This window comes from Acinetobacter sp. SW-226 (assembly GCF_055632855.1).
Map to the genome: position 1 here is coordinate 1,900,785 of NZ_CM145752.1, position 18,058 is coordinate 1,918,842.

17 protein-coding genes are annotated in these 18,058 nt (G+C 41.9%); 2 read left to right on the forward strand and 15 right to left on the reverse strand.

The features are described 5' to 3' along the window. Window positions 1–17: 17 nt before the first annotated feature. The 9 genes from ACZ8ZH_RS09095 to ACZ8ZH_RS09135 form a co-directional block, all read right to left on the reverse strand. Window positions 18–401 (reverse strand): carboxymuconolactone decarboxylase family protein, encoded by a 384-nt coding sequence (locus ACZ8ZH_RS09095; protein WP_086210591.1) that lies wholly within the window; start codon window positions 399–401, stop codon window positions 18–20. A gap of 2 nt (window positions 402–403) precedes the next feature. After that, window positions 404–1,852 carry an NAD-dependent succinate-semialdehyde dehydrogenase gene (locus ACZ8ZH_RS09100; RefSeq protein ID WP_119063992.1) on the reverse strand — a complete coding sequence of 483 codons (1,449 nt, stop codon included), beginning with the start codon at window positions 1,850–1,852 and terminating at the stop codon, window positions 404–406. A 151-nt stretch (window positions 1,853–2,003) separates the two neighbouring features. Beyond that, window positions 2,004–3,173, reverse strand: a complete 1,170-nt coding sequence (locus tag ACZ8ZH_RS09105; RefSeq protein WP_119063993.1) for a porin — start codon at window positions 3,171–3,173, stop codon at window positions 2,004–2,006. A gap of 37 nt (window positions 3,174–3,210) precedes the next feature. After that, window positions 3,211–4,614, reverse strand: a complete 1,404-nt coding sequence (locus tag ACZ8ZH_RS09110; RefSeq protein ID WP_119063994.1) for a purine-cytosine permease family protein — start codon at window positions 4,612–4,614, stop codon at window positions 3,211–3,213. A gap of 351 nt (window positions 4,615–4,965) precedes the next feature. Continuing rightward, on the reverse strand, window positions 4,966–6,435 hold the full coding sequence (gene tgnC / locus ACZ8ZH_RS09115) for a (Z)-2-((N-methylformamido)methylene)-5-hydroxybutyrolactone dehydrogenase (RefSeq protein WP_119063995.1): 1,470 nt from the start codon (window positions 6,433–6,435) through the stop codon (window positions 4,966–4,968). Between the two features lie 14 nt (window positions 6,436–6,449). Continuing rightward, window positions 6,450–7,487, reverse strand: coding sequence for a flavin-dependent trigonelline monooxygenase oxygenase component (gene tgnB, locus ACZ8ZH_RS09120; RefSeq protein WP_119063996.1), 1,038 nt, complete (start codon window positions 7,485–7,487; stop codon window positions 6,450–6,452). A 2-nt stretch (window positions 7,488–7,489) separates the two neighbouring features. Further along, entirely contained in the window at window positions 7,490–8,422 is a 933-nt protein-coding gene (gene tgnA, locus ACZ8ZH_RS09125; protein ID WP_119063997.1) for a flavin-dependent trigonelline monooxygenase reductase component, read from the reverse strand. A 28-nt stretch (window positions 8,423–8,450) separates the two neighbouring features. After that, window positions 8,451–9,242, reverse strand: coding sequence for an alpha/beta fold hydrolase (locus ACZ8ZH_RS09130; protein WP_086210598.1), 792 nt, complete (start codon window positions 9,240–9,242; stop codon window positions 8,451–8,453). Beyond that, entirely contained in the window at window positions 9,211–9,813 is a 603-nt protein-coding gene (locus tag ACZ8ZH_RS09135; RefSeq protein ID WP_086210599.1) for an amino acid synthesis family protein, read from the reverse strand. Before ACZ8ZH_RS09135 ends, ACZ8ZH_RS09130 begins: the two co-directional genes overlap by 32 nt. A gap of 152 nt (window positions 9,814–9,965) precedes the next feature. Between ACZ8ZH_RS09135 and ACZ8ZH_RS09140 the strand changes: the two genes are divergently transcribed. Continuing rightward, window positions 9,966–10,631: a GntR family transcriptional regulator gene (locus ACZ8ZH_RS09140; RefSeq protein WP_086210600.1), complete on the forward strand. Its 666-nt coding sequence runs from the start codon at window positions 9,966–9,968 to the stop codon at window positions 10,629–10,631. A 12-nt stretch (window positions 10,632–10,643) separates the two neighbouring features. Further along, the gene (locus ACZ8ZH_RS09145; RefSeq protein WP_086210601.1) at window positions 10,644–10,928 is read left to right on the forward strand and encodes a DUF1330 domain-containing protein; all 285 of its coding nucleotides are present in this window, start codon (window positions 10,644–10,646) and stop codon (window positions 10,926–10,928) included. Window positions 10,929–11,090: 162 nt separating this feature from the next. On the opposite strand, the gene ACZ8ZH_RS09150 is transcribed toward ACZ8ZH_RS09145, so the two are convergent. The 6 genes from ACZ8ZH_RS09150 to purU are packed head-to-tail and all read right to left on the reverse strand — an operon-like array spanning window position 11,091 to window position 18,054. Further along, window positions 11,091–11,759, reverse strand: a complete 669-nt coding sequence (locus tag ACZ8ZH_RS09150) for a sarcosine oxidase subunit gamma (RefSeq protein WP_119063998.1) — start codon at window positions 11,757–11,759, stop codon at window positions 11,091–11,093. Window positions 11,760–11,761: 2 nt separating this feature from the next. Further along, the gene (locus tag ACZ8ZH_RS09155) at window positions 11,762–14,677 is read right to left on the reverse strand and encodes a glycine cleavage T C-terminal barrel domain-containing protein (RefSeq protein ID WP_119063999.1); all 2,916 of its coding nucleotides are present in this window, start codon (window positions 14,675–14,677) and stop codon (window positions 11,762–11,764) included. Beyond that, complete coding sequence (locus tag ACZ8ZH_RS09160) at window positions 14,674–15,006, reverse strand: sarcosine oxidase subunit delta (protein WP_119064000.1); 333 nt, start codon at window positions 15,004–15,006, stop codon at window positions 14,674–14,676. The genes ACZ8ZH_RS09155 and ACZ8ZH_RS09160 overlap by 4 nt, the downstream gene beginning before the upstream one ends. 12 nt (window positions 15,007–15,018) lie before the next feature. Next, a complete protein-coding gene (locus tag ACZ8ZH_RS09165) occupies window positions 15,019–16,257 on the reverse strand; it encodes an FAD-dependent oxidoreductase (protein ID WP_119064001.1) in 1,239 nt (412 codons plus the stop codon). Window positions 16,258–16,297: 40 nt separating this feature from the next. Further along, complete coding sequence (gene folD / locus ACZ8ZH_RS09170; RefSeq protein ID WP_119064002.1) at window positions 16,298–17,191, reverse strand: bifunctional methylenetetrahydrofolate dehydrogenase/methenyltetrahydrofolate cyclohydrolase FolD; 894 nt, start codon at window positions 17,189–17,191, stop codon at window positions 16,298–16,300. Beyond that, window positions 17,188–18,054, reverse strand: coding sequence for a formyltetrahydrofolate deformylase (purU, locus tag ACZ8ZH_RS09175; protein ID WP_119064003.1), 867 nt, complete (start codon window positions 18,052–18,054; stop codon window positions 17,188–17,190). The genes folD and purU overlap by 4 nt, the downstream gene beginning before the upstream one ends. Between the last annotated feature and the right edge of the window lie 4 nt (window positions 18,055–18,058).

Genomic DNA, 18,058 nt, shown 5'->3' on the forward strand with positions numbered 1-18,058 from the left:
ATTATTCATACATAGCACTAAGCGTCTGCTTCAAACTCTTTAATTGCTTCTTTGGCAATACGGAAGCTATCCACTGCCGCAGGTACACCGCAATAAATTGCGACTTGGAGCAATACCTCACGAATTTTTTCTTTGGGTACACCATTACGCAATGCACCTTTGACATGTAGTTTTAATTCATGTGGGCGGTTCAATGCAGAAATCATCGCCAAATTAATCATGCTTCTTTCGGCTTTGGATAGTTCTTCTCTGCCCCAAACTGCACCCCAGCAATATTCGGTCACAAGCTCTTGTAAGGGAAGATTAAAATCATCGGCATTGTTGAGTGAGTTATTCACGTATTCTTCACCCAAGACCTGCTTACGAATAGCTAAACCTTTTTCAAATTTTTCATTACTCATGCTTAAATGCCTCCAAATAAAGTGTATTTAATTTCAAGATAGTCTTCGATGCCATATTTAGAGCCTTCACGCCCTAAACCAGAATGCTTTACGCCACCAAAAGGTGCAACTTCATTTGAAATGAGACCTTTATTGATCCCAACCATACCGTACTCAAGTTGTTCACTCATACGCCATGCACGGCCTAAGTCTCGGGTATAACAATAGGCAGCAAGACCATATTCTGTGTCATTTGCCATCTGTACAGCTTGATCTTCAGTTTCAAACTTAAATACCGCTGCAAGTGGACCAAAAGTTTCTTGAGTTGCCACTAACATGTCAGTATTTGCATCGGCAATCAGTGTCGGTTCAAAAAACAGAGGGCCTGCTACGTGGCTTTGTCCACCAGTCACTAAACGACCCTGTTTGGAAAGTGCATCTTGAATGTGTGATTGAACTTTTTCCACTGCGCCTTGATTAATCAATGGGCCAATTTCATGTCCTGCTTCTAAACCATTGCCGACTTTTAGGGCTTCAATTTTACTTTTGAAGACTTGAATAAATTTTTCGTAAATCCCTGCTTGCACCAAAAAGCGATTTACACATACACAGGTTTGTCCTGCATTTCGGAACTTGGCGATTAAGGCACCTTCAACAGCCGCGTCGATATCAGCATCATCAAATACAATAAATGGTGCGTTGCCACCCAATTCCAAGGAAACTTTTTTCAGAGTTTTTGCTGATTGTTGCAGAAGCATTTTCCCTACAGGTGTTGAGCCAGTGAACGTAAACTTGCGTACAGCATCACTAGAGAAAATGGCATCACCAATTTGCACTGCGTCGCCTGTAATCACACTCAAAATTTCTGCGGGAATTCCAGCTTGTACCGCTAAATCAGCTAAGGCTAAAGCTGTAAATGGTGTTTCAGGTGCAGGTTTGACAATACAAGGGCAACCCGCAGCCAGTGCAGGTGCCACTTTTCGGGTAATCATCGCAGCAGGAAAATTCCAAGGGGTAATTGCTGCAACGACACCAATCGGTTGTTTGTTTACAACAATGCGCGCGTCGGGATAAGGGCTAGGGATAACATCCCCATAAATTCGTTTCGCTTCTTCAGCAAACCATTCAATAAAGCTGGCAGCATACACAATCTCACCTTTGGCTTCAAATAAAGGCTTGCCCTGTTCAATGGTCAATATCGCTGCTAATTCATCACTATGCTGAATAATCAGCTCATACCATTTTTTTAATAAAACTGAACGTTCTTTTGCAGTTTTGGCTTTCCACATTGGCCATGCTGCATAAGCTGCTTGAATCGCACGTTCTGCTTCAGCTTTGCCCATATTGGGAACTTGACCGATCACTTGCTGATTGGCAGGGTTATAAATCGTGGTTGTTTGTTGATTATCTGCATCGCACCATTGTCCTGCAATCAATGCTTGCTGATGAAAAAGTGGTCCCATTGGAGTCATTGTATATCCTACCTTTTAAACTGTAACTTCAGTCAAAATATCTGTAGCACGTATTCCGTTAACTGAATAATAAATTGGATACCATATTATTGAAATATGGTATACCAAATAAATGAGGAAATTTTTTTGAGCAGTCTGCCCATTTTACCAATTAGAAATAATAGAAGAAGGTTAAGTTCAACAGTCTATTCCATTTGTCATCAGCATCGCCTTGCGCTAAAGCAGCCTGAGTTCCACCAATAAATGGGTCATTCTTACTGAAGATATATTCAGCCACTAAAGACACCTTTTTATAGTCAAATGAAGCACCTAAAAAGTTTCGGGTTGAATCTTTATAGCCATCCTGATCTTTGACATAAGTGGTATATGCCGCATACGGTGTAATGCTTAAGCCTTTGTATATATCTTTAAAATTATAACGAACATCGGCTGTATAAAATGCACCCTTATTGGCAACGTCATATTCACCATCATAAGAACCCATCACTGACTCATGTGGACGAGTTGAATCTTGATTGCTTACTGAATTTTTACCACCGGTAAGTGTCAATGCTAGATTTTGATAAGCCAAACTTCCAAACAGTGCCCACGCTTTACGGGAGCCGTCTAAGTCTGTGGTCTTATTTTCAATGTCTGAATACCAGTAAGAACCGCCTAGGTTTAAACTCAGATCAGGTATGCTACTTAATTTAATATCTTGGCTAATTCGTCCAATCCACATATTTTTTTCATTCAGTGTTGAACGTGTTGGATCATCAGATTCTACAAAGTTACCTGTATAGCGTGCTGAATCACGACTATCACCATGATAGTTTCCACCATCAGTAGCAAAGTAAGCTAAATCTATTTTGGTTGAATTCAGTTCATGATGGTAGTTCACGCCCAAATTATGTGCATCTTCTAAGCCCATGGTGTTGTTAATACCACCATATAATGAACTTTCCCAAAAACGTGCCACACCAAAAGGAATCGGTTGTAAACCTACGGTCACATTTTGTTGCTCATTAAAACGATAACCAGCATAAGCATCAACCAAAGTCGAGAAATCGCATAAGGTACTGTACTGATAGCAACGGTATTCACCATGTGCAAACCATTTGGGTGCTGAATAATCTAAAGCCAGCTTTGCAGCATTAAATTGCAGTTTATGGTCATTATCGGAACCATAATTTTTATCTTGGTAATTGGCACGTACATAACCTGAAATGGTCAGTGCACCAGTGTCGGTTTGGGCGTCACCCAAAGTAATTGCTGCAAAACACGGCAGTGTAAGACTCGAGCTGATTAAACCTATGCCAAAACGATAGTATGAATATTTCATTTTTTATTCCTTACAAACTTAATGTCTTTACGCTGACTCAACATTTTTTGGTTGAGACGTCGTAATGACGTGCAGAGACCTTGGACTGATTTAACAAGTAATAGATCACTGCGGTAACCAACATGCCGACAATCCAAGAAATATCGACATCTGGAATAATGTTGGCAAATGTACCTGTAAAGAATGAGTTGGTCAGGAATGGAATTTGAACCACAATTCCAATGAAATAGGCAGCGAGGGTTTTGACATTGTATTTACCGTATTTACCACCGTTTTCATCAAAAATAGAATCAATGTCATAACGCTTTTTGTTAATGTAATAGAAATCCATCAGGTTAATAACAACCCACGGAATAAGAATAAATAACAACGCAAAGATGAAGTTTAGGAAGTAGCTGATAAAGCTGCTTGATGCCCAGAGTGCAGTTCCTGTCGAAAGAATGAGCACGAAGATCGACAAAAGAATGCGCGTATTTTTACTCGGAATCCACTTCCCTGCAAAGGTTTGAATCGCAGTAATAAAGGAAAGTGATGCACCATATAAATTCATGGCATTATGCCCAATGATATTGCATAAGAACAAAATCATGAGTACATAGCCAAAACCACCTGTGACAGTTTTAACCGCAAGCATGGCATCATTGGTGGTCATAATACTGACCGCAAGCATACCAAAGCTAAATGCAATGATCGTACCTAGAGCTGCACCTAAGTAGGTATTAATAAACGGTTTGAAAATACCAATTTCTTTAGGCAGGTAACGTGAGTAATCCGAGGTGTAAGGAGAAAAACTAATTTGCCAAATTGCGCATACGCAGAACATAGCAAACCAACCTTTTAAGTTAAAAGACCCTTTGGCAAGCACCTCAGCCGTTACATGCGGAATCATCAACGCAAAACCAATTAAAAGCGCCCCACCCATAAACCATGTGCCAATTTTGTTGAACTTATGGATAAAGTGATAACCAATAATCCCGATTAAGGTCGCAACAATGGCGCCAATTACGGTTGCTGTCGGTACGGGGATTGCAGGAATAACGGTATGTAAGGTTTTACCCGACAAAATAATGTTAGAGGTAAAAAAGCCCAGATAAATAAAAGTCGTGAAAATAACCACCAATAATGCGCCATAGCGACCAAATTGTGCACGACTCTGGATCATTTGAGGAATGCCGACTTGTGGCCCTTGCGCCGAGGTTAAGGCTAAAATAGCGGCGCCAAAGAAATGACCAAACAGAATTGCTGTAAAGGCACTGATGATGTTCAATTTAAATGTCTGTACAGCCATAGCACCCGTAATCACCGCCAAGGGTGCAATATTGGTACAGAACCATAAAGTAAATAAATCTTTTACGTTGCCGTTTCTTTGCGACGGATCAACATAATCGATACTGTTGCTTTCTATTTCAAAAGCTTTTCCTGTTGTTGCATTTTGACTCATATCCTTAATCTCACTTTTATAGAGAATTGGCCTAGATGACGATTCCAAGAATTCTTTCAAGGAATTTTTTATTCCCAAAATGCAAAGCAATTTTTAAACCATTTATTAATTAATCTAAAAAATATTGCAATTGAGCCTCGTCTACTAGGGATATCCTTTTGTTAAGTCAAACGGAATTGAATAAAATAAAATTTTGTAGATCATTGTTTTAAAAATTATATAAAGCAATGCTGTGCCAACTCGATATCTACATCGAAGTTGGCTCAATCGAAAATCCATTTTCTTCGAGCAATCCGTTTATTTAAATTATCTAAATAATTAAATAATCTTAAAATATGGCATAAACTAGCTTTACCTCATGACGAAGGGGTCATCAATCGGGTCATCTGAGGTTCTTAGCCATACCGTTTTAGTGGTGGTGTAATCTAATACCGCATCTAAGCCACCTTCGCGACCATGGCCCGATAAACCATAGCCGCCAAAGGGAGCTAAAGGAGAAACGGCTCGATAGGTGTTTAACCAAACAATACCTGCACAGATCGCTTTGGTCATGCGGTGGGCACGGGTTAAGTTGGTAGTAAATACACCTGAAGCCAAACCATAAGGGGTGCTATTGGCTTTTTGGATGGCTTCTTGTTCAGTGGTGAAGCTATCTACCGATAGCACTGGTCCAAACAATTCTGTGGTAATACAATCGGCCTGAGGTGCCGTACTACAGTCCAAAATGGTTGGCGCATAATAAAAGCCATCTCTGTCTAATGCCTGCCCACCCGTCAACAAAATTGCTCCTTGTTGAATAGAAGCCTGTACCACCTGCTCAATTTTTTCACGTTGGCGCAAAGTACAAAGTGGACCATACTCAGTGGCCATGTCATTTGGTAAACCAACACGAATATGCTGTACACGCTCAACCAATTTTTCCAGAAATTGATCTTTGATACTGGCTTCAATCAATAAACGCGAACCAGCCACACAGCTTTGACCTGTTGCTGCAAAAATTGCAGCCACTTGTGCGTTGACTGCACTTTGTAAGTCAGCATCTGCAAATACGATAAAGGGAGATTTACCGCCGAGTTCCAAAGAAACCTTGGCTAAATTTTCAGCACTATTTTTGACGATATGCTTAGCTGTTTCAGGCCCACCCGTAAAAGCGACATGCGCTACTTTAGGATGGCTACTCAACACTGCACCACATTCAGGACCGAAGCCTGTAATAATGTTCACGACACCTGCTGGAAAACCTGCGGCATGCACAAGTTTTGCAAACTCAAGTAAAGGCCCTGGCCCTTCTTCTGATGCTTTGAGCACGACAGTGCAACCTGCGGCCAAAGCTGGACCAAGTTTAACAGCAGACAAAAACAGTTGGCTGTTCCAAGGCACAATCGCAGCAATCACCCCAACAGGTTCACGCACTGTCCACACTTGCATGTCTGGTTTATCTACAGGAATAAAGCTGCCCTGTATTTTATCTGCAACACCTGCGTAGTAACGGTAATACTGCGCTACATAAGCAATTTGACTAGACGTTTCACGTATAATCTTGCCTGTATCCTGAGTTTCAATTTCAGCTAACTGCGGTGCGGCCTGTTCAATTAAATCGGCAAGTTTATAAAGCAACTGTCCTCGCTGAGATGCCGTTAAGCTAGCCCAAGCAGGATCAGTTAATGCTTGCTGTGCAGCATCGACAGCACGATTGACTTCATCGCTGCGTGCCTCGGGCATTTCTGCCCACACTTGACCAGTTGCAGGGTTAATACTGCTAAAACGTGCAGCACCCGCTTCAAACTGACCGTTAATATACAATTGAAATTCTGAGGTCATCGTCCTTGCCTCTCTTATGCAAATGCAGGCATTACTTCATTGATCATACGTTCTAACGAAGCTTTTTTGCGTTCAAAACTCATACCAGTGTCAATCCAGAATGAATATTCGTTATATCCCATCGCTTCATAAGCTTTCAGACGATCAATTACTTCTTGCGCTTGACCAATCACATTATTCTTACGCATTGCTTCAGGGGTATAAAATGGATGTGCTGCGATTTCTTCAGCACTTAATGGTGCAATTAAGCCTTGAGTAATTTCTCGCTCATTTTTAAACCATGCACCAAAATAATTATAGAACGTATTAATTTCATCAGCAGCCAATTGAGCGTCTGCTTCACTGTCAGCTACATAGGTATGGCGGAGTAACATAATTTCAGGGCGAGGAATATCAGCAAACTTTTCACAAGCTGTGTTGAAGTGTCCCATTAGTTTTTCAACTTCGTCATCGCCAAAATGTAAAGGTGTCACTTGCACATTACAGCTGTTTTGCACCGCAAACTCATGGCTGTTTGGATCACGCGCTGCCACCCAAATTGGCGGAAAAGGCTGTTGAAGGGGTTGCGGTGCTGATGTCGTTTTCGGGAACTGCCAAAACTCACCTTTATGTTCATAATCACCTTTCCATAAGTTCTTTACAGCGGGAATCATTTCACGTAGACGCTGACCTGCACTCCATGCATCCATTCCAGGAACCATCCGCTCATATTCAAATGAATAGGCTCCACGGGCAATCCCGATATCTAAACGACCATTGGTAATAATATCGGTCATCGCCGCTTCGCCAGCAAGCTTAATAGGATGCCAAAAAGGGGCAACAATTGTTCCTGTACCTAGACGTACATTTTGAGTTTTATTGGCCAAATCCGCTAAATTAATAAAGGGGTTAGGAGCAATGGTAAAGTTCATCGCATGGTGTTCACCCGTCCAAATCGCATGCATACCGCCGCGGTCTGCAATTTGACAGAGTTCAACCATTTCATCATAAAGTTGCTTCTGTGTTTGTTGATCAGAAACTCGTTCCATATGCACAAATAATGAAAAACGCATGATTAAACTCCCTCTTTAATAATTTGACGAACCGTTCCGCTGGTTTGATTACCGTAATAAACACCATATGTTTTTAGGTGATTCTCTTTACGATAACGCATTAACATACTTTCTAAGGCACTATCGACAAATTCGAGTTGTTCTAATTGGTTTAAATCGACAAAGGTTCCCGCAATGGCATCATCTACTGGGGTATTACATAAGAATGAAATATATTGTTGTTGATTTTCAATATTTTCATAAACCGAATAAATGAAGCTAGCAGAAGCATCGGGCTGATATTGTTCAAAAATGCTTTCTAATGCTTGATCGGCACCATCTTTGCCGACCATGACATGTGGAATCGTCCATTTATGATCAGGCGTTTCTACCAAGAGAATTTTATTTTCATGGCCAATAATGGCACTGATCACTACTTTCGGACCAGTAATGACTTCAGCAGAAAGTTTTGCTGGAGTGAAATAGCCGCCACGGTAATAGCCTAATCCAGCAAAACCTGCCGATGCAAAATTTTCAACTTTACCAATTAAAATCGCATGATCACCTGCATCCACAATCTGATGCGTCGTGCAGTCAAACCATGCACTTACTTGATCAATTAATGGGTTCTTGCAAGGACTGGTTGTCCATGCGAGATTTGCAAAACGGTCATCACTTGGGCGGGCAAAGGTATTTGAAATATCTTTTTGCTCTTCTGCCAAAATATTAATTGCAAAATGTGCAGCATCGGCAAAATTATGATAATTGCTTGATGTCTTGGCAATACTGACAAGCAGTAAAGCTGGGTCCAAAGACACCGAAGCAAAAGAGTTGGCAGTAAAACCTAGAGGCGTTCCATCCTCTTTACAGGTAGTGACTACGGTAACGCCAGTCATGAAAGACCCAAAAGCGTCGCGTAGTTCGCGCATTTTATTAACTACATCCTGTTCACTCATGTCGATACTCCTGTGATCGATCAGCAACCTAAGCGGCTGTATTCAGCCAAGCTTGCATTGCCTGATTAACTTTTTCTGGTGCGGTTAAATTCACCATATGTCTTTCATTTTCAATAATAACGGCTGTTCCATTTGGCGCTTGATTCGCCATTTGTTCGGTCATTTCTGCTGTTGAGTTTGGGTCATCTGTCCCAGTTAAAACCAGTGCTGGGCAGGCAATTTTCGACCAACCATCTGCATAGGTTTCATCTCCGCTGGCAAATGCTGAATATGCGGTGGTATACCCCAACAGATTTACACTTTCTAACCAAGATTTCACTTTTGCTGAAGCAATTTGTTCTAGTTCACTTTCACCAAACCAACGTTGTAACGGTGTTTCAACATCAATATGACCATGCTTCAACTCTTCAGCACGTTGCATTACCGCTTGGCGAGCTTGAGGTGTTCTACGGTATACCCCATTTAACACCGCCATACGTTTGACTAAATCAGGACGCGTGACACTAACACCTGCGGTAATCAGTGAACCCATGGAGTGTCCAGCCAAATTGACTGGACCTAAACCTAACGCACTAATAAATTCAATGGTCCAATCGACAAAGTCTTGTAGTGAGGCATCGACTGGTAATTGAGTACTTTGACCATGACCGGGCATATCCACTGAAATAACCCGATATTGGTTCGAAAAAAATTCGATTTGCGGATACCATGCCTCCGCTTGCATACCGACTCCGTGAATGAGAACCAAAGGTTCTCCTTCACCTTGCTCAAAATAGTGAGCAATACGGTTATTTGACAGCTGCTGGGTTTTTGAGATCATGTCCTAACTCTTCTAAATCCTTGTAACGATCACCAATACGGTGGTGTGGACGTCCTGTTGTCGCAGCACCAATTACAATTACAATTTCATCTGGTCCAGGTGCATCAGGAATGGCGAATTGCAACGTTAAATAATGTGAGCGGCGACCTTCATCATTTTTATCCATCATTGGAACTAAAATGGCTGCATTGGCTGGACCACGGGTATTGTTAAATGCCAAGTACGATTTGGCTTCTACTGCACTGCGGTAAGTGTTGCCAAAATGTAAGGTGTGAATAAGCGCTGAAGCATGTTCAAGTTCACCATTTAGCCCGACAACGGCACTTTTACCAAACGCTTCAACGGCTGCACCAGAACCGACCTCATCAATAATTAATTTGGTTAAGTGTTCACTTAAAATGGGTGCGATACGACGGATTTCTGGGGTTAAGTTTTCGACATAGCCCTGTCCTGCCCATGGATTTTTAATGACTGCGGCGGCTGCAACCATTTTTAATGGTGTTGCGGCTTCTTTCGCGCCATCTACATAGGTGGTTTCTATATGAAGTACGGTTTTGCGTATCAGGTTCATTGTTCTTCCCTGTTGAGTCGGTTAGTATTGTCATACATCTTATGGTATACCATAATACATAATGAAAAAAATGCAATACTTTGTTATGCTCTTTTCCAAAGAAAGTTATGTAACAAAATTGCGACTCACATATTTAGGTAAGATCGACTCTTATGAATCTTAAAATTGAAAATCCGCCAGTCACCTTGCGTGAACTTTGTTTAGAGAAAGTTCGCAATGCGATTATTACGGGCTACTTTCCATCGGGCAAACGTTTGGTAGAACGGACATTATGTGAAGAGTTAGGGGTCAGTCGTTCTGTGGTACGTGAAGTGATACGTTACCTTGAAGCAGAAGGTCTTGTTGAGATTTTGCCAAACAAAGGCCCTATAGTTTCTTTACTGAATTGGGACATTGCTTCGCAAATTTATGAAATTCGATTGTTGCTCGAACAAAGTGCGGTAGCGGACTGTACTAAAAATCTCAATGATGCAACCCGTGAACGTTTAAAGGTTCTACTGGCTGAATTAGAGCAAGATTTTGCAGCTGATGATATTAATCACATCATCGCAACATCTGCCAAACTCTATGAAACCATCTTTAACACGGCTAAACATTACATCGCGTGGGAAGTGGTACAGCGTTTAAATGGTCGGATTAGCCGTTTACGTGCCATGACTATGAAATCAACCAAGCGAGAAGTTTCGGGTTATCAACGGATTAAAAATATCTGCGAAGCCATTTATATTCATCAAGACCCTGATCGGGCAAAACAAGCCGTCGCTGAGCATATTGCGGAAGCCGCTGCAGTTGCTAAAAATGTTTTAGATCAGGCTTAAAAGGAATTCGCCATGACTGCTTACTGGATTGCACATGTAACCATCCATGACATGCAACAATACCAACACTATATGCAATTGGCCCCTGCTGCATTTCAGAAATATGGCGCTAAATTTTTGGCTCGTGGGGGTAACTCACATAGCTTAGAAGGTCATGAATTTAGCCGTCATGTTGTAATTGAGTTTGCAGACTTAGCAACGGCACAAGCATGCTATGACTCCGAAGAATATAAAGCTGCTCGCCTCGCTCGTGAAGGCTGTGCCGATGTAATGATTAGTTTGGTTGAATCAGTCTAACTGTCTGAATAATTTTATATTCTTAATCAATTGAACACTCGAAGACAGATTATGTTCTTTCATGGGCTAATATTGAATTTTCGTTTTAGCATATAGCCAATACCGATCTGAACATTAGGTTGGGGAAAATGATCAAATCGGTATTTGATTGGCTATATCGGTTTAGAGGATGGCTTCAATACCTGCCACCTGCCCATCAAATTCGTCAATTGCATCAATCAAGACGTCCCAGAGGTATAAAGCAGCCGCACGGTCACACAGCAGATTAAACTTTTGGGTTTGAGCATCACTGACATTAATCACAATCGCATTAATCCGTGCAATAGAGGTCTGTGCTATTTGTCCCACTGCAAATTCTTCCTGATGCAAATTCACGCCACAAAGTTTTGCCATGACCAGCGCTACATGCTGCCCTGTTAACTGAATCCATGCATGACTGTCTTGACGCGGCAATAAATAGTTTGCCCGCTCATCCATCGTCCAGCCTTGTTCAAGCTGGCTGACACGTTCACCAAAGTCATGCAGTGAACCCAATATACAATATTCAGTGAAGGATAAGCGCGTAACCCAACTACCATCCTCTTGCTCTAATGCCTGATTCGGCTTTTCTGGTAATGTAAAACCATAGGAATTTAGATATTCTGCTGCATCTTGCCCACGAAAACCGACTCGAGATAAATTGGTTAAATCGACGATTGCACACTGCTGAATCTGTTTTTCTGCGGCTATATCTATATCTTTTAAAAATTGTTTACCCAAGCCAAAAGTTTGATAGGACGCAGTCGTACTTTTCGCAATCGGGCTACGTTCCACTTCGTATAATGCGTTCATATTTAAATCTCCTGACGTTGGTTTTTCGGATCATAGAAAGGGGCTTTTACCACCGTCGCATGCACCACATGACCTTTTTCTACCCGAATCGGGAATTGCTGCCCAATTTCACTTTGCTCGATGCCGACATAAGCCATGCCAATAATTTGATTTAGCGTAGGCGAGTATTCACATGAGGTAATATTTCCAGAAATATCATTACCATCCAATACAATATGACCTTCAAGTGGCTTTTCTTGAGTTTTATCTAAAACAAAAGAGACCAATTTACGTTTTAAATTTTGTGCTTCTAAAATTTCAATGGATCGTTTACCCACAAACCAAGGTTTACTCCGTGCCACTGCCCAACCCAAATCAACTTCTTGAGGATGAGTCATACCATCAGTATCTTGGCTAATGATGATATGGCCTTTTTCTAAACGTAATAAACGCTGACTTTCTACCCCAAATGGTCGCATGTCAAAGGCTTGACCTGCTTGCATCAGTTTATCCCACATAAATTCACCATAGCGTGCGGGAAAGTGGATTTCATAGCCCAATTCACCAACAAATCCAACCCGTAAAATACGGACTGGAATGCCATAAATGGTTCCTACACGAAGTCCTAAATATGGAAAAGCTGCATTGGATAAGTCCACATCCTGACAAACCATTTGCATCACTGCACGTGAGTTTGGCCCCGCAATATTCACCGCTGCAAGTGCTGTAGTGACATTGGTAATATCCACATTCAAACGCCATTGCACATTCCACTTCAGCATTTGTTGATAGATTCGATCTACACCACTGGTGGTGGCTGTCACGTAAAAATGATTTTCACTGAGGCGCCCTGCAACCCCATCATCAATCACCACACCATCTTCATTCGCCATAACCGCATAGCGGGTTTTACCCACAGGCAACTTGGCGAATCCAAAGGTATAGAGGCGATTTAAGAATTCAGCACTGTCTGAACCACGAATCTCTAAGCCACCCAAAGTCGATACATCAATCATGCCGACATTTTGGCGCACATTAAGCACTTCACTTTCGATGTTTTGCAGACGTTTATTGGCATCACCGTAAAATGCAGGACGTTGCCAATTACCCGCGGGCATCATTTTTGCGCCTGCTTCAATATGACGTGCATGCATTGGGGTTTGACGGTACGGATCAAAACTACGTCCCGCAACATGCGCGAGTTTTTCTGCGGTAAATGGTGGACGTGCAGTGGTTACACCTGTTTCACTGACACTACGATCAGTCGATTTCGCTACTAAACGCGCAGTTGGTAAGGCTGAATGACGACCTTGCGATGGCCCCATACCAACAGTTGAAAAACGCTTAACCAATTGCACATCACGATAGCCGCTCTTGGTGGCATTCACGATATCTTTAATTTGTAAATCTTCATCAAAATCGACAAATTCTTTGCCTTTAGGGTGACTAAAGATCGGCCAAGGAAAATTCACATCTTGATCAGAGAATTGTTGCAACGATAAACCCTCATCAGCTTGCTCCAACGCTCGTGTAGCCGCCAATTTTGCAGTTTGTTGTGCATTTTCTAGAACATGCTCAAGCTTATGTATCCCATTCACTGAACCTGCAACATACAGTCCTTTGGGTAAACCAGAAAGGGTAAATTCAGCTTTGTGATCATCATAACTAAGCTTGGCACCCGCCTGACAAAGCAACTGATACACTGGCATATAACCCGAGGACATACACAGTACATCACATGGGATTGTTTTAGACTCTGTGCCGACTTCTCCTTCAGAGACAATATTACGAATATCAACACCCGTTACACGATGCATATGTTTTTCATGCAATGCTTCATAAATGGTACTGCCCATATAGCACGGAATTTTTTTGGCTTTGAGCGCTCCGTAAAGTGCAGCATCCTTCGCGGTTTCTCGCATATCGACCAAGGCCACAATATTTAAGCCGGCATCAATTAAATCCAGTGCAGCCAAATAGCCATCATCATTACCTGTCAAAATCGTAATCTTCTGACCTGGTTGAACAGCATAGAGTTTAATTAAACGCTGCACCGCACTGGTTAAAATCACCCCCGGTAAATCATTATTTCGAAATACTACAGGTTGATCAAAGCTACCACTTGCCACAATACATTGCTTCGCGCGGACTTTATATAAACGCTTGCCTTGAATCACAGGCAGATAATGATCGGTAAACCATGCATTACAGATGGACTCCGTCATTACGGTAATATTGGCATGCTGCTCGACTGCACTCAGTAGTTGTTGACGTAAAGCATTGGCTTTTTCACCTTTAAGGTCGAAACGTGCATAGTTCAGGCTACCACCGAGAATTTTATCTTGCTCAATTAGCAATACCTTTGCGCCAGCATCTGCTGCACTGAGCGCTGCTTGCAGCCCCGCTGGACCAGCACCCACAATCGCGATATCGGTAAATAAATAAGCCTTGTCGTAATATTCAGGTTCAAAATTGAGGTCCAATACCCCTAAACCTGCTTTTTTACGAATGATTGGTTCCCAAAGTTTCCACACGCCTTTCGGTTTATAAAACGAGCGATAATAGAACCCGACAGGCATAAATTTGGAAAATCTTCCTAAAAATGCGTCCGAGTCTTTCATCAGGGAACCTGAGAAATTTTGCCCACTAGAAACCAATCCAGAATGAATGATTGTCGTATCTGCTAACACATTGGCTTCATGTGGCAATTGGATTAAGGTATTGGCATCTTGACCAGCCATCGTGAGTGGCGCACGTGGACGATGGTACTTAAACGAACGGGACATCACCCAACGCTGGTTGGCAATCAAGGCACTGGCGATGCTATCCCCTGCGAAACCTTTAAATTTTTCAGCGTCAAATTCGAATTCAATTTCTTGGCTACGATCAAGTAATGTACCGTAAGGCAAAGGGAGTCGGGGTAAGTTTAAATTGCTCATGCTAATGACTCCTTCTGTTGCTGTGCGACAGCTGTTTTTTTACTTTCTACGGCTACAAATTCAACGCGCGTATTAAAAATTTCTTTGGCATCAAAAGTTCGGATAATTTCATCTGTTACGGTATGGCGTTCTGCGATAAACCAGTAACTACTGGGGGTATGCATCCACCATTCACGTACAATTCCTGCGGTGTTATCGCTATTAAAAACGTAGTCTGCCCATTCAATATCGGTACAGGTATTTTGATCTGGCATCTGTTTGACTTCACCGCCATAGGTAAATTCACTGATGTTACGAGGTCCATTCAAAGGACAATGCATAATTTTCATCTGATATTCTCCTTAATGGCTCGCAGCCGTTGCACCCATTTCATTCACTTGTTGGAAGCGACTAAAACGTTCTAATTCAAAAGGTTTAATCATTTCTGGTGTGCGACCTGTCGCCACCATTTCTGCCATGGTTTTTCCACAAATTGGCGTTGCCTTAAAGCCCCAAGTGCCCCAACCTGCATCCAAGTAATAATTGTCATAAGGCGATTTACCCATAATCGGGCTATAGTCTGGTGTCATGTCGGTGATGCCCGCCCATTGACGCATCAGTTTGGCATTGGCCATAAAGGGGAACATTTCAATTGCATGGGCAAGTAAACTTTCTTTTAAATCTAAAGTTGAACGCGTGTTATAGAGCGGATAAGGATCGGAACCGCCACCAAATACAATTTCCCCACGGCTGGTTTGTTGCACATAACAATGCAAAGCCGAAGAACTCACCAAAGGATTCAGGAAGGGTTTAAACGGTTGCGTGACCATGGCTTGTAAGGGATAAGTATGAATCGGTGCACGAATTTTCAACTTATTCATTAAAATAGAGGATGCTCCTGCAATCGCCTGAACAATACAGCCGCATTGCACTGTGCCACGATTGGTTTTCACAGCAGTAACTTTATTCTTCTCGATCACAAAGTCTTGTACTTCAGTTAACTGATGAATTTCTACCCCACGTTTGGCTGCTTCTTTGGCATAACCCCAAGCAACGGCATCATGTCGTGCGGTTGCACCATCGATATGCCATAGGCCTGCTAGAACGGGTAAATGTCCTGGGTCTAAATTCAAGCAAGGAACGAGTTCTTTAATTTGTTGGCGGTCAATCATTTCTGTCCGACCACCAAAATGCTTATTCACTTCTGCGCGCTGACGGAATGCGCGCACCGTTGAATCTGTATGCGCTAAAGTCAATTGCCCGCGTTCAGAGTACATAATGTTAAAGTCAAACTCATTCGAGAGATCTTTAAACATACGTACCGATTCAGCATAAAATTTCACACCTTCAGAAGTTAAATAGTTCGAACGAATAACAGCAGTATTTCGCGCTGTATTACCACCACCAAGGTAGGACTTTTCCAATACCGCAATATTGGTAATCCCATGATATTTAGATAAATAATAGGCTGTTGCTAAACCATGACCACCGCCACCAATAATGACAACATCATAATGTGATTTCAGCTCCTTCGGTGGAGGTAAATCTACTTCCACAGGATATTCATTAGTTAATCCATACTTCAGTAGGCTAAATGGCATGGGGTGTCCTCCGAGGCGTCAAGCAACGCCTATAATCAATCTATAAATCTGGGTGTTGTAAGCGTGATGCTTGTAAAGTATTTTTCATCAAATAGGCGATGGTCATGGGTCCGACTCCACCAGGGACAGGCGTGATGGCACTGGCCATTGGCAGAGCATCTTCAAAATCGACATCACCGACTAAACGCGCCTTGCCGTCTTCCACAATGCGGTTAATACCTACATCAATAACTACGGCATCAGCTTTTAAATAGGATGCAGTAACCATATTTGGCTTTCCGACAGCTGCGACTAAAATATCGGCTTGTTGGCAGACTAGATGTAAGTCTTGAGTCTTAGAATGTACAACGGTAACTGTACAATTCTCTTTTAACAGCAATGCAGCCATGGGCTTGCCTACAATATTTGAACGACCGATAATAACGGCATGTAGACCACTCAAATCTTGACCTAAAGTTTCTTTAATTAAGCGAACGCAACCCGTTGGGGTACATGGTGTAAGTACGTCTCGCCCTTGGCTCAGCCCACCGACATTTTCACTGTGAAAGCCATCGACATCTTTTTTAGGATCAATGTGTTCTAACACTCTTATTTCATCAATTTGTTTGGGCAATGGCAGTTGCACCAATATGCCATGTACGTTTGGATCACTATTTAAAGCATCAATGGTTTTAAGTAAATCTGTTTCACTTAACTGTTCATCAAAACGAAACTCTAAAGAACAGATGCCAACAAATTTGGCTTTTTCGACTTTATTGCGGACGTACACGTGACTGGCAGGATCATCACCCACTAAAACCACCGCCAGACAAGGCTCAATACCTTGTTGTTGCAATGTGATCACATCATCTTTGACTTCTTCTAGCACGCGCTGGGCGATTGCTTTGCCATCAATAATTTTGTCATCATCTTGTTGTAATAAGGCCAGACTCATTTGAACACCACTGTACGGTTATCATTCATAAATACGCGATGTTCTACAAAATATTTCACTGCTTTTGAAAGTGCGATCGTTTCAGTATCACGACCAACTGCAACTAGATCTTCAGGAAGATAAGCATGATCTACACGCTGTACAGCCTGCTCAATAATTGGACCTTCATCTAAGTCACTGGTGACAAAGTGTGCGGTTGCACCGATGAGTTTTACCCCACGGTCAAAGGCTTGATGATAAGGTTTTGCCCCTTTAAAACCTGGTAAAAACGAGTGGTGAATGTTGATGGCACGACCTGCCAATTGTGTGCATAAATTATTTGATAGAATTTGCATATAGCGCGCTAATATCACTAGCTCAGTTTTAGTTTCATCAATGATTTTAAGGAGTTCTTCTTCTTGCTGTTGTTTGGTTTCTTTGGTCACAGGAAGATAAATAAAACGGATACCTTCACGTTCAGCAACTGCACGTAAGTCTAAGTGGTTAGAAACTATTGTCGTAATTTCAAAATTTAACTCACCTTTATGCTGGCGATATAATAAATTCAGTAAGCAATGATCAAACTTACTCACCATAATCATGACTTTCATGGGTTTTTTCTTTTCATAAAACTGTGCATTTAATGAAAATTTCTCTGACACCTCTGCAAAGCCGAGTTTTAGTTGCTCAAGATCTCCATTGCCATCATTGAAGCGAAAAACAATACGAGTAAAAAAGCGTCCAGTAATTTCATCGTCATATTGCGACATTTCACTAATAAAACAATTGTTTCCTGCCAGATAGCCTGAAACTGCAGCGACAATGCCAGAAGCAGCTGGACAAGAAATTTTTAAGACATACTGGTTAACAAGATCGTGAGACATGGTA